15 protein-coding genes are annotated in these 13,024 nt (G+C 46.7%); 11 read left to right on the forward strand and 4 right to left on the reverse strand.

All coding sequences use genetic code 11. The features are described from left to right. Window positions 1-30: 30 nt before the first annotated feature. Complete coding sequence (ilvC, locus tag T494_RS0105485; RefSeq protein ID WP_028505427.1) at window positions 31-1,056, forward strand: ketol-acid reductoisomerase; 1,026 nt, start codon at window positions 31-33, stop codon at window positions 1,054-1,056. 94 nt (window positions 1,057-1,150) lie between these two features. Here ilvC and cdd read toward each other — a convergent pair whose 3' ends face one another. Genes cdd through T494_RS12430 form a run of 4 tightly spaced genes read right to left on the reverse strand, consistent with a single transcriptional unit; the run spans window position 1,151 to window position 3,367 of the window. After that, window positions 1,151-1,567: a cytidine deaminase gene (gene cdd / locus T494_RS13810; RefSeq protein ID WP_037344068.1), complete on the reverse strand. Its 417-nt coding sequence runs from the start codon at window positions 1,565-1,567 to the stop codon at window positions 1,151-1,153. A gap of 21 nt (window positions 1,568-1,588) precedes the next feature. Next, window positions 1,589-2,263: a tRNA (guanosine(46)-N7)-methyltransferase TrmB gene (gene trmB / locus T494_RS13815; RefSeq protein WP_028505429.1), complete on the reverse strand. Its 675-nt coding sequence runs from the start codon at window positions 2,261-2,263 to the stop codon at window positions 1,589-1,591. Then, window positions 2,235-2,831, reverse strand: a complete 597-nt coding sequence (locus tag T494_RS0105500; RefSeq protein WP_028505430.1) for a hypothetical protein — start codon at window positions 2,829-2,831, stop codon at window positions 2,235-2,237. The genes trmB and T494_RS0105500 overlap by 29 nt, the downstream gene beginning before the upstream one ends. An 11-nt stretch (window positions 2,832-2,842) precedes the next feature. Further along, window positions 2,843-3,367, reverse strand: a complete 525-nt coding sequence (locus tag T494_RS12430) for a hypothetical protein (RefSeq protein ID WP_051540126.1) — start codon at window positions 3,365-3,367, stop codon at window positions 2,843-2,845. 248 nt (window positions 3,368-3,615) lie between these two features. Between T494_RS12430 and iorA the strand changes: the two genes are divergently transcribed. The 10 genes from iorA to T494_RS0105555 all read left to right on the forward strand — a co-directional run bounded on the left by iorA (window position 3,616) and on the right by T494_RS0105555 (window position 12,927). Then, complete coding sequence (gene iorA / locus T494_RS0105510; RefSeq protein ID WP_028505431.1) at window positions 3,616-5,343, forward strand: indolepyruvate ferredoxin oxidoreductase subunit alpha; 1,728 nt, start codon at window positions 3,616-3,618, stop codon at window positions 5,341-5,343. 25 nt (window positions 5,344-5,368) lie between these two features. Continuing rightward, complete coding sequence (locus T494_RS0105515) at window positions 5,369-5,944, forward strand: indolepyruvate oxidoreductase subunit beta (protein ID WP_028505432.1); 576 nt, start codon at window positions 5,369-5,371, stop codon at window positions 5,942-5,944. Window positions 5,945-5,981: 37 nt separating this feature from the next. Beyond that, on the forward strand, window positions 5,982-7,292 hold the full coding sequence (locus T494_RS0105520) for a phenylacetate--CoA ligase (RefSeq protein WP_028505433.1): 1,311 nt from the start codon (window positions 5,982-5,984) through the stop codon (window positions 7,290-7,292). Between the two features lie 37 nt (window positions 7,293-7,329). Continuing rightward, a complete protein-coding gene (locus T494_RS0105525) occupies window positions 7,330-7,761 on the forward strand; it encodes an ACT domain-containing protein (protein WP_028505434.1) in 432 nt (143 codons plus the stop codon). A 167-nt stretch (window positions 7,762-7,928) separates the two neighbouring features. Further along, a complete protein-coding gene (locus tag T494_RS0105530) occupies window positions 7,929-8,099 on the forward strand; it encodes a 4Fe-4S binding protein (protein WP_028505435.1) in 171 nt (56 codons plus the stop codon). 198 nt (window positions 8,100-8,297) lie between these two features. Next, window positions 8,298-9,239, forward strand: coding sequence for a transglutaminase-like domain-containing protein (locus T494_RS0105535; RefSeq protein WP_028505436.1), 942 nt, complete (start codon window positions 8,298-8,300; stop codon window positions 9,237-9,239). Window positions 9,240-9,367: 128 nt separating this feature from the next. Further along, entirely contained in the window at window positions 9,368-10,048 is a 681-nt protein-coding gene (locus T494_RS0105540; RefSeq protein WP_028505437.1) for a response regulator transcription factor, read from the forward strand. Between the two features lie 33 nt (window positions 10,049-10,081). Then, window positions 10,082-11,356 carry a HAMP domain-containing sensor histidine kinase gene (locus T494_RS0105545; protein ID WP_028505438.1) on the forward strand — a complete coding sequence of 425 codons (1,275 nt, stop codon included), beginning with the start codon at window positions 10,082-10,084 and terminating at the stop codon, window positions 11,354-11,356. A gap of 175 nt (window positions 11,357-11,531) precedes the next feature. After that, window positions 11,532-12,260 carry a polyphosphate polymerase domain-containing protein gene (locus T494_RS12435; protein WP_037344097.1) on the forward strand — a complete coding sequence of 243 codons (729 nt, stop codon included), beginning with the start codon at window positions 11,532-11,534 and terminating at the stop codon, window positions 12,258-12,260. Then, the gene (locus T494_RS0105555; protein WP_242836394.1) at window positions 12,253-12,927 is read left to right on the forward strand and encodes a DUF4956 domain-containing protein; all 675 of its coding nucleotides are present in this window, start codon (window positions 12,253-12,255) and stop codon (window positions 12,925-12,927) included. The genes T494_RS12435 and T494_RS0105555 overlap by 8 nt, the downstream gene beginning before the upstream one ends. Window positions 12,928-13,024: the final 97 nt, after the last annotated feature.

The following is a 13,024-nucleotide window of genomic DNA, read 5'->3' on the forward strand; positions in this document are numbered from 1 at the left end:
TAGTAAACTATTTAATTGGAGGAATCAATCATGGATCAGGCAAGAATATTCTATCAGCAGGACTGCGACATCAACGTGCTCAAGGGCAAAAAAGTCGCTATCATCGGCTACGGCTCACAGGGTCACGCTCATGCGCTCAACCTCAAGGAGAGCGGCGTTGACGTATGCGTAGGTCTTTACGAGGGCTCAAAGAGCTGGGACAAGGCTGTAAAGCAGGGACTCGAGGTTCTCACAACAGAAGAGGCTGCTAAGGCTGCTGACATCATTATGATACTCATCCCTGATGAGAAGCAGGCTGCAATTTACAAGCAGTGCATCGAGCCGCATCTCACAGAGGGCAAGACCCTTATGTTCGCTCACGGCTTCAACATCCACTTCGGATGCATCGTTCCGCCTAAGAATGTAAACATCGTTATGATCGCTCCTAAGGGACCGGGTCACACAGTAAGATCCGAGTACCAGGCTGGTAAGGGCGTTCCTTGTCTTATCGCTGTTGAGCAGGACGCAACAGGCAACGCTTATGACATTGGTCTTGCATATGCACTGGGTATCGGCGGCGCAAGAGCAGGCGTTCTTGAAACAACATTCAGAACCGAGACAGAAACAGACCTGTTCGGTGAGCAGGCAGTCCTCTGCGGCGGCGTGTGCGCTCTTATGCAGGCTGGTTTTGAAACACTCTGCGAGGCAGGCTACGACCCGAGAAATGCTTACTTTGAGTGTATCCACGAGATGAAGCTCATCGTTGACCTTATCTATCAGTCAGGCTTTGCAGGCATGAGATATTCTATCTCCAACACCGCTGAGTACGGCGACTATGTAACAGGTCCTAAGCTCATCACCGAGGAGACCAAGAAGGCAATGAAGAAGATCCTCGCAGACATTCAGGACGGCTCTTTCGCAAAGGAGTTCCTGCTCGAAATGTCAAGCGCAGGCTCACAGGTTCATTTCAAGGCTATGAGAAAGCTCCACGCAGAGCATCCTTCCGAGAAGGTGGGCGAGGAGATCAGAAAGCTGTACAGCTGGAACAACGAAGAGGACAAGTTCATCAACAACTAATTAAAACGCAAAAGGACAGCTCATTACGGGCTGTCCTTTTTTCACTCAAAAAAATAAAACGGACAGCTCGTTTTGAACTGTCCGCTTTTTTGTACTATTTCCCAAGCATTTCAGGTCCGAAGCTCTCGGGAAGAAGCTGTTCAAGCGTCATCTCTTTGTAGTCCGTTTCCGACCTTGCAAAGATGACCGCAAGCTTTTTCGGGTCGCAGAATTCCCGCATTACCTGCCTGCATATGCCGCAGGGAGGGCAGTAGTCGCTTGCCGAGTAGTTTGCACCGCCCACAATGGCGATAGCTTCGATCTCCTTTTCGCCGCAGGCAACGGCGTGGGATATGGCGTTTCTTTCAGCGCAGATACCCGCAGGATAGGATGCGTTTTCAACGTTTACTCCCGTGTATATCTTTCCCGAGCTGCAAAGCACCGCAGCTGCCACGTTGTATCCCGAGTAGGGCGCATATGAGTTTACCAGGCAGTCAAGTGCCTCACGGATAAGCTGTTTTCTGTCTGTCATTTTTATCACCTGCTTTTTGAGCTATTGTCCTGTCATATACGCTTCAAGACGGTAGATCGGCAATCCCATCTGCGAGAATCGTGTTTCGTATTCTGTCATTATGTTGCCTTCAAAGCTGCTGTTGTGCAGGTCAAGGCTTACGTTTTTAAGCCCGAAGCCGTTAGCGGTGAACTGCTCGATAGAGAACTCAAAAAAATGCATATTGTCTGTTTTCTGATGTATCTCTCCGCCGTGCTTCAGCAGCTTTTTGTAGATCTCAAGAAAGCCTTTGTGCGTCAGTCTGTGCGAGGCGTAGGTATTCTTTGGGAATGGGCAGCTGAAATTCAGGTATATAAGCCCTATGGATCTTTCGGGGATATAGCAGTCCAGATACTCCGCATTTCCCCGCATGAAAAAAAGATTGGGGACGCTGAGCTGTATCGCACTTTCCGCAGCGTCAACGATAACGTTGCTGGACTTTTCCACCGCAAGCACGTTAAGCTCCGGGTGCTGTCTTGCAAACTCGATAGCGAATTGTCCCTTGCCGCAGCCTATCTCCAGTATCACAGGATTGTGGTTGCCGAACAGGGAATTGTAGTCCAGCAGAGATTTTTCGCTCTTATCCTGAAAATTCTTTTCGTTTCTGTCCATATATATTATCCTGTCGCCGCAGCCCTCAAGCCTTGCGTCAAGATTCTTTTTTCTCCTCATCCTCATGGGGTGAAGCCGCTCCTTTCTGTTTCCTGTTTTTCAGGTACGTTATAAGCATAGCAATGTCAAATATCGCAGCAACTAATGCTGTTAAGACAATAAAATACGTCAGCATAAATGAAAAGTCGGGAATGATCTTTTCAGCATTGTCCCAAAGAGTGTACTTGCTGCCGTTTATCTCAACCTGACTGTAACCGTGGCTGCGGCTGTTTGATGTGCAGACCGCAACCTCGCCCACCAGCCTGCTTATCCACGGCAGCTTTACATCATCGGTGGAAACAACATATTCATCGGAAGAAAACAGGGTGTGGGAACTGAAAAAATAGTAGCCGTCCTGCTCTTTTTCAAAATAAACACCGCCAAGTATAGTCGAATTGTGGACATTGTATTCTGAGCGTGCGGATTCTATCACCGAGGTATTTACAGCGATTATCACGCCGCAAACCACTGCCACCGCAGCAAGTATGATGTTCACAAGCATTATGCGGTGCTTTTTTGAGCCTTTAATTGATCTGACAGCGTGATAAAGCGCAAATGCAGCAATTATCACACCGAATATTATCGTGACTATCATGTTCTTACCTCTTATTTCATGTTGTGCTCAAACCAGTCCTTGTCAGAGGTGCATTTGAGCCATTTGGTACATGAGCCGGTCAGTGCGTTCTCGTAAGGGTAAACGTTGAGCATTATCTCAGGCTCGTCGTCACCGCTGTAAACAGGGGTGACTTTAAAGCTTATGTCCTTGCTGATTATGCTTGAAAGGGCATCTTCTATTGTCTGTCCCTTGGCAACACGCTGGGTGGCGTCGGCAATTTTCAGATCATGCAGCTTTGCCTGATATATCTTTTTGCCGTCTTTTTTGGTCACAAGGGGCATACTCAGCTTTCTTGGCACCAGTTTGCCTTTGTGCTGCTGCATTATCTCAAGGTCCTTGAGCTTGACCTCTCCGCTGTCGATAGCCTCTCCCGAAAAGGAAACACACAGCCCCTTTTCAGACGACTTTCCATCGCTTGAAACGGAGAAGGAAAACCTCATCCCGTCTATCATTATCTTTCCGCAAGCGGAAAAATCAAGCTTTACGGGCAGCTCTTTCTTTCTGAATATCCGCATTTTACTCACCCTCATCCTTTTACGGAACAATAAAAAAACAACACATTCAGTATAGCATACTTTGAGTAAAAAGAAAAGCCCTTTTTTATTGTCATATTTTATAATTTTTAATAAATTATTCTTGTTGCATTTTCGGTTTGAATGTGATATACTAGATAAAAGTGTTCTTATAATGCTTGATTTGTGTAAATAGAGTGAAATCTATCGCCTTGGGGCTATAAAGGCGAATGAAAGGAAAGATACAGATTATGAAAAAACTTATGCTTGGAAACGAAGCGGTCGCCAGAGGACTTTACGAAGCAGGCTGCCGTATCGCATCGGCATATCCCGGTACCCCTTCAACGGAGATAACCGAGACACTGGCGAAGTATGATGAGGTGTACGCCGAGTGGGCACCTAACGAAAAGGTGGCTATGGAGGTGGCTCTGGGTGCATCTATTGCAGGTGCAAGGAGCTTTTGCGCTATGAAGCACGTGGGACTCAATGTTGCTGCCGACCCGCTTTATACCGCAGGCTACACAGGTGTAACAGGAGGAATGGTAATTGCTGTTGCTGACGACCCGGGAATGCACTCGTCGCAGAACGAGCAGGATTCAAGGCACCATGCTATCGCATCCAAGACACTTATGGTGGAGCCTTCCGACTCTGCGGAGTGTAAGGAGTTCGCTATCAAGGCTTATGAGCTTTCCGAGAGGTTTGACAGCCCTGTTCTGTTAAGACTGTCAACAAGAGTTTCACACTCCCAGTCGGCTGTTGAGCTTTGCGACAGAGTTGAAAAGGATCTTATACCATATGAAAAGAATATCGACAAGTACGTTATGATGCCTGCAAAGGCTATAAAGCGTCACCCGATAGTTGAGGACAAGCTGAAGGCTGCTGCGGAGTTTGCAGAAACCAGCGACCTCAACAGAGTAGAAATGGCTGATACAAAGATAGGCGTTATCACAGCAGGCATCTGCTACGAGTACGCAAAGCAGGCTCTTGGCGACAAGGCAAGCTTTCTCAAGCTTGGTATGATAAACCCTATGCCTACAAAGCTTATCAGGGATTTTGCCGCAAAGTGCGATAAGGTATATGTTATCGAGGAGCTTGATGGTATAATCGAAAGCCATTGCAAAAACATCGGCGTTGACGTTATCGGAAAGGAGCTTTTCGGCTACATCGGCGAAATATCCCAGACTATCGTTTCCGAAAAGATACTCGGCACAAAGCCGGAGTTTGATACGTTCGCAGAGAATGTCCCTGTAAGACCTCCTGTAATGTGCGCAGGCTGCCCTCACAGAGGATTGTTCTACTGCCTTAAAAAGCTGGGCGTTACCGTTTCGGGTGACATCGGCTGCTATACCCTGGGTGCAACAGCTCCGCTGAACGCTATGGATTCCACCATATGCATGGGCGCATCTATCTCGGCACTGCACGGCTTTAACAAGGCTCTGGGCGAAAAGGCAGAGAAGAACTCTGTTGCTGTTATCGGCGACTCCACCTTTATGCACAGCGGTATGACAAGCCTTGTGAACGTGGCATATAACGCTACAAATTCCACAGTCATAATCCTTGACAACTCTATCACAGGCATGACAGGTCACCAGCAGAACCCGACAACAGGCAAGAACCTCAAAGGCGATCCCGCCGCTGCCGTAAATCTCGTTGACCTGTGCCACGCCATCGGCATAAAGAGCGTGAGAGTCGTTGACCCTTACCACATGGCTGAAACCGAGGCTGTCATCAAGGAAGAACTTGCTAAGGATGAGCCGAGCGTCATCATCTCACGCAGACCTTGTGCGCTGCTGAAATATGTTAAGCACAATCCACCCCTTAAAGTTGATAACGATAAGTGTGTAGGCTGCAAGCAGTGCCTGAAGATAGGCTGCCCTGCAATATCAATGCACGACGGAAAGTCCGTTATCGACCACACACAGTGCGTGGGCTGCGGAATCTGCACCGAGATGTGTAAGCTCGGCGCTATCGTAAAGTAATTCATACCGAAAGGAATGTACATAAATGGAAACGAGATCAATTATGATAGTGGGCGTGGGCGGACAAGGCTCGCTGCTCGCTTCAAGACTTATAGGAAACGTCCTGCTGCAGCAGGGGTATGACGTAAAGGTGTCCGAGGTACACGGCATGAGCCAGAGAGGCGGCTCGGTGGTCACCTATGTTAAATACGGCGACAAGGTTTATTCGCCTGTTGTGGAAAAGGGAGAGGCTGATATTATAATCAGCTTTGAGACCCTTGAGGCAGCAAGATATGTGCCTTTCCTGAAAAAAGGCGGACATATCGTGCTCTCTACCCAGCAGATAGACCCGATGCCTGTTATAAACGGTGCGGCAGTTTATCCCGAGAATATAGTAGGAAAGCTCAAAGATATGGGAATTGATGTTATAGCTGTCGACGCTCTGAAGATAGCAGAGCAATGCGGCAACGCCAAGGCTTCAAACGTGGTGCTTATGGGGGTTGTGTCCACAAAAATGCCGTTTGACGAGGCTTGCTGGAACAAGGCTGTGGAGGAATGTGTGCCGGCTAAGTTCCTGGAGCTTAACAAGAAAGCATTTGCAATGGGCAGGCAGGCAAACTGAGGTCGTAGTTTTTTAGTTCACAAAGGAGTGAGAGGCATTGGGAAAGTATTGGAATGAACAGATCGAGTGTATGGATCGGGATCAGATGAAAGCTCTGCAAAGTGAAAGGCTTGTAAAGCAGGTACAGCACGTCTGGGACAACGTTCCCTACTATAGGAAAAAAATGGAGGAAAAGGGCGTTACACCACAGGATATAAATGGCATTGAGGATCTTTACAAGCTGCCCTTTCTTTCAAAGGCGGATCTGCGTGACGCATACCCCTATGGATTGCTGGCAAAGCCTCTGAGCGAGTGCGTCAGGATACATTCTACCAGCGGCACCACAGGCAAAAGGGTAGTGGCTTTTTATACGCAAAACGACGTTGATATGTGGGAAGACTGCGTTGCAAGAGCAATTACCGCTGCCGGAGGTACAAATGACGACGTCTGTCAGGTGGCTTACGGCTACGGTCTGTTTACAGGCGGAGCAGGTCTCCACGGCGGTTCCCATAAGGTGGGCTGCCTTACTCTGCCAATGTCATCGGGTAATACCGAAAGACAGATCCAGTTCATGCAGGATCTTGGGGCTACGATCCTTTGCTGCACACCGTCATATGCCGCTTATATCGGAGAAACGGTGAAGAAAATGGGGCTTACTCCGGATGATCTTAAACTCAAAGCAGGTATCTTCGGCGCAGAGCCGTGGACAGAGGAAATGCGCCAGCAGATACAGAGATCTCTTGGCATAAAGGCATATGATATCTACGGTCTTACCGAGTCCAGCGGTCCGGGCGTGGCTTTTGAGTGCGAATGTCAGCACGGAATGCATATAAACGAGGATAACTTTATCGCCGAGATAATAAACCCGGAAACCGGTGAGGTCCTCCCTGACGGCGAGAAGGGCGAGCTTGTGTTTACAAGCATCACAAAAGAGGCGTTCCCGCTCCTTCGTTACAGAACAAGAGATATATGCGTGCTCACAAGAGAGAAGTGCTCTTGCGGAAGGACTCTTGTGAGAATGGCAAAGCCAATGGGTCGCTCGGACGATATGCTTATAATCCGTGGAGTAAACGTATTCCCGTCACAGATAGAGACTGTACTTTTGAAGATGAGCAATGCAACGCCTAACTACCAGATCGTTGTTGGCAGAGAGAATAATACCGATACCTTTGAGATAAGAGTTGAAATTACCGATGAGATGTTCAACGATACTATCCGTTCCATTGAGGAACTTGAGAGAAAAATATCTCAGGATATGCTCTCAGTCCTGGGCATCAAGGCAAAGATACGTCTTGTTGAGCCTAACAGTATCCCCAGAAGCGAGGGTAAGGCTGTAAGAGTTATAGATAACAGAAAGCTTTTAGACTAAATATCATATACTATATTACAGATAGGGGGTCATTTACATGACAGTAAAACAGTTATCAGTTTTTGTTGAAAACAGACCCGGAAGGCTCAGTGCGATCACAGAGCTCCTGGGAAACGCAGGTATCAATATCCGTGCTATGTCCATTGCAGACACCAAGGACTTCGGTATATTGAGACTTATCGTTGACAATGCGGAAAAATCCGTTAAGGTCCTCAAAGATGAGGGCTGCTCGGTGACGCTGTCCAACGTTCTTGTGCTGAGAATAACCGACAGACCCGGCGGACTTGCAGAGGCAATGAAGGTGCTTTACAGCTATAATATCAGCGTTGAGTATATGTACGCTGCGTTTATCAATACCGAAAGCAATACCGCTTGTCTGGTGCTTCGTGTGGACGATAATGACAAGGCTATAACTGCCCTGGAGGAGAAGGGCTACAAGCTTCTTTCACAGAACGAACTGGGACTCTGACAGTGCCCACAAAACGCCTTGAATGTAAGCATTGGCTAACTATTCCCAAAAAATGAAATTTTAGTGAAAATACAAAAATGCACTTGATTTTTTAAAAAAATGTGCTATGATAATAACAGGCACAAGAGGTCGTGTCTGTATAAAATGAAAACAAGGAGGATTTCACTATGGCTTATAAAATCAGTGATGAGTGCATCGGCTGCGGCGCTTGCGTAGACGGCTGCCCTGTTGGTGCTATTGCTATGGACGCTGACAAGGCTAAGATCGACGCTGATGCTTGCATTGATTGCGGTGCTTGCAACGGTGTTTGCCCTGTAGGAGCTCCAAATCAGGAATAATTACATAATTATCGGAAAGCACCTGTCCCAAAGGATGGGCGCTTTTTTGTGCAATTTTGCTAAAAATTACAGTTTGTAATCGTTAAAATTATATCGATTACAGAAATATTACAACTTGGTTACAAAATCCGTTGACACTCCTTTTTCCTTGTGTTATACTTGTATACGGGGAAAAACATAATAAGGAGTTACTATTTAATGAGTACATTGAAAACCAGCGTCAAGAGCAGGATAATTGCCGCTGCGGCTTGTATTGCCGTAGGAACCGGCGCATCAGGTTATTTTGCGATTGGCAATGGCGGAGATCAGGTTAGTACAGGTGAGACAAATACAACTCTCGCCGCAGAAGTTTCCACAGAATCATCCGCAGAGAAAACGGAAGCAGCACAGACAGTAACATATAAAATGTGGCAGCCAAAGCTTGCAGCAGCTCCAACGACTGCTCAGACAAAGACTGTAACACAACAGACTACCAAGCAGACCACAACAACTTCCGCAGCGACTACAACCAAGGCTGTTACCACAACAAAAGCTGTGACCACAAAAAAGGCAGTTACAACAACTAAAAAGGTGACCGCTGCAAAGCCTGTGACCACTACAAAGATACAGGGCGATCCTGTTATTTATGATGTTGGCGGCTCGGTAAAGGAAAGACTTAATTCCGTTAAGCCTGACCAGCTCAAGCAGACTATCACTGTAACAGGCAACGAGAGAGCAGTGCTTGAAAAGTACATGAAGGCTCTTGTAAATGATAAGATGACAAATTACGAAAAGGTACTTACCTGTTATGACTATCTTATCAACCACACATATTACGCATACGGCGGCTGGAGCAATCCTATCCAGTCCGTGCTGGTAAAGGGATTTGGCACTTGCACCGAGTATTCACATACAATGTGTGCAATGCTGCGTTACATGGGCTTTAAGGCTAATACTGTATGGGGTCAGACCACACTTGCAGGCGGCGGATACGGTCAGCATATGTGGGTAGAGCTTACTATAAACGGCAATGTTTATGTTGTTGACCCGCAGGTAGATGACAATATGTCCTACGGCGGAAATCTCTCGCACAGAAGATTTGTCAAGCTTTATTCCGAAGTACCCGGACAGTATATCAGAGGATATACAGAGAAGTGGTAATATGAAATTCAGGGCATCGCTGATAAGCGGTGCCTTTTTTCTTGCAAAAAAGGGGAAATTGTGTTATACTTTAAGGTAATATTAAAGTTGCCATGCTACAATGGGGAAAATGGAGAAGGAGTGAGAATATGAGACTTTTGCTTGCAGAGGACGAGAAGGAGCTTTCCAACGCCTTGGTGGCGGTCTTAAAACACAGCAACTATTCCGTGGACGCTGTTTATGACGGTGCGGACGCTCTCAGCTACGGCATAAGCGAAAACTATGACGGTATGATCCTTGATATAATGATGCCCAAAATGGACGGTATAGAGGTGCTGAAAAAGCTGCGTGAAAAGGGGATAAATACCCCTGTGCTGCTGCTTACGGCAAAGTCTCAGGTAAGCGACAGGATAACAGGTCTTGACAGCGGTGCGGATGACTATCTGACAAAGCCCTTTGCCATGGGTGAGCTGCTTGCAAGGATAAGAGCAATGACACGGCGCAAGACCGAGTTTTCACCTAATGACCTGAGCTTTGGCAACATAACTCTCAGCCGTGAGACCTTTGATCTGAAAGGTCCTGACGGCACTCAAAGACTGGGCAACAAGGAGTTCCAGATGCTTGAGATGATGATGAGCAATAAAAACGTGCTTATCTCCACCGAGCGTTTTATGGAGAGAATATGGGGCTATGACAGCGATGCAGAAATAAATGTGGTTTGGGTATTTATATCCTATCTTCGCAAAAAGCTTGCCAGCGTGGGGGCGGATGTGGAGATAAAGGCTTCACGAGGTGTTGGATATACCCTTGTTCAGAAGCAGGAGAAATAAATACTTCAGGGTGAGAATAAGGAGTGAGCGAAGATGATAAAACGGCTCCAGCAAAAGTTCGTGGCTATCGTTGCGGTCTCTTTGTTTGTGGTTGAGCTGCTGATAATCGGCGGCATCAATATCTTCAATATCCGTTCCATAGATTCAGACTATGATAAGGTCATGAATATGCTTGTGGAAAACGACGGTATGATACCTGATTTTCCACGGCATGACGACGGCTTTAAGCCCGACAAGAAAATGGGCAGCGAGCAGAACAGGATGAACGACAGGAACTTCAACGAGGAAACTAAATACCAGACAAGATATTTTATCGTCTATTTTTCCACAAATGGCAGCGTTTCCGGTGTGAACACGGGGCATATCGCTGCGGTGAACAGCGAGCGTGCTGTGGAGTACGCCAAGCAGGCACTTGAAGACGGGGACGAAAAGGGAAGCATAGACATATATAAATACAGCGTAAATACCACCGATAAGGGCAAAATGGTAATATTCCTTGATGCAAGGTCGGGCAGCGAAAATAAGAAAAGATTTCTGCTCATATCAGCCGTTGTGGCAGCGGCAGGCTACCTGCTGACCTGCCTGCTGGTCATCATTTTCTCAAAGCGTGCTGTAAGACCGGCGGTGGAGAGCTTTGAGAAACAGCGCCGATTCATAACCGATGCAGGACACGAGATAAAGACACCTCTTGCCATTATTTCAGCCAATACCGAGGTCATAGAGATGACCACAGAGGAGAGCGAGTGGACAAAAAGCATAAAGAACCAGGTAACACGGCTTGACGGGCTTGTGAAAGAGCTTCTGCGGCTTTCCAAAATGGAGGAGGACGACGTAAAGCTGGTGTTCACGGAGTTTGACGCTTCACAGACGGTAAGCGATGCGGCACAGAGCTTTGAAGCCCTTGCAAGGACCAACGGCAAGGAGATAAAGACCGATATAACCCGGGGGATCACTATAAACGGCGACAAATCCGCTGTGAGCCAGCTTGTGGGAATACTTGTGGAAAATGCGGTGAAATATGCCGACGATGATTCGGACATAACCGTGTCTCTTAAAAAGTCTGCCAGCGGAAGGCACGCACATCTAAGCGTTTCAAACAAATGCAGCGACCCGCCAAAGGACACAGAAAAGCTGTTTGACCGGTTTTACAGGGACGATTCCTCACGGTCCCGTGAAGGCTCCGGTCCGGGCGGATACGGCATAGGGCTCTCCATAGCACGTGCAGTGATGAATGCACACAAGGGCAAAATTACCTGCAAGGCGGAAGACAACACAGTTACCTTTACCGCAGTTTTCAGAGCAGTTTAAAGCAAAACTTAAAGCTTTTAAGGAAATAAGCGTTTGATATTCAAGGCGCATCTCGGGAAAACCCCGCAGATGCGCTTTTTTACGCTTTCACAAAAATTGCACACTAACTTTAGGTACGTTTAAGGTTACATGGTTATACTTAAACCATAGCAAGAGACAGAAAGGGATGAGTGATATGGGAGAATACAGAGAGATTTTTAAGCGTACCGAGCAGAAATACCTGCTGGATGAGCAGACATACAGAAAGATGATGCATGCGCTCAGCGGATATGCAAAAGTAGATAAATACGGAAAGACTACGATCTGCAATATATATTACGATACACCTGACCACAAGCTGGTAAGAAGGTCGCTGGAAAAGCCCCTTTACAAGGAAAAGATCAGAGTCAGAAGCTACGGCACACCCTCAAAGGGTTCCACGGTTTTTGTGGAGCTGAAAAAGAAGTATGAGGGCGTGGTTTACAAAAGAAGGGTGGATATGTCCCTGGAGCAGTCAAATGCATTTTCTTCGGAAAGGACTCTGCCGATGAATAACCCCCAGATAGAGAAAGAGCTTGCTTATTGCTTTTCACTCTATGAGGGACTTGCACCGGCGATGTATCTGAGCTATGACAGAATAGCCCTTTATGCATCAGATGATCCTGAGGTGAGAATAACATTTGATTCAAATGTAACATACCGTGAAAATGCCCTTGATCTTTCAAGAGGCGTGTGGGGCAGCGAGCTGCTGGAAAAAGGCGAAAGAATAATGGAAATAAAGATAGCAGGTCCAATGCCCATGTGGCTGGTGAGAATACTTGATGAGCTGAAGATCTATCCCACATCGTTTTCAAAATACGGTGCAGCTTATCAGAAAGAATTACTGAATAAGAATATGGAAAAGGAGGGCGTTTATTGTGCTTGATCTTACAACTGCTGATTTTACAACTGTTACAAACGGGACCTTACTTCTGAGTTCACTGGTCTCTATCGTTCTCGGGGTGATAATAGCTGCCTCGTTCAACTTCAGAAACAAAAAATCCAGAGGTTTTCTGATGACCCTTAGTGTGCTGCCTTTCATAGTGCAGATAGTAATAATGCTGGTCAACGGAAACGTTGGTACAGGTGTTGCGGTAATGGGAGCTTTCAGCCTTGTGCGTTTCAGATCCGTACCCGGCAACGCAAAGGATATATGTTCCATATTTCTGGCAATGGCTGTTGGACTTGCAACGGGAACAATGCATCTTATACTTGCTTCCCTGGCAGTTATCGTGGTTTGTGCTCTGAACATAGTGTTCACGCTTATTCCGGAAAACAATGCATCAGGCACCGAAAAGGAGCTTACGGTCCTTATCCCCGAAAGCCTGGATTATGCCTCGGTTTTTGACGACATCTTTGAAAACTATACCACACAAAACGAGCTTACACAGGTAAAGACCGTGAATATGGGCAGCCTGTACAAGCTTAAATACACAATAAAATTAAAGGACAAAACAAAAGAAAAGGAAATGCTTGATGAGATAAGAGTAAGAAACGGTAACCTGGAGGTTATATGTTCAAGGGCGAAAGAAATCGAAGGCGAACAGCTCTGACGGCGTATCCGTGCAAAAGAAAGGAGCGCTCTTGCCATGAAAAGAAAGATACAAGCTTTAAAAGCAGCGATAATAGTAGCACTTTGCCGCATTAAGG

The sequence above is a fragment of the Ruminococcus sp. FC2018 genome (assembly GCF_000621805.1).
Classification (GTDB): Bacteria; Bacillota; Clostridia; order Oscillospirales; family Ruminococcaceae; genus Hominimerdicola.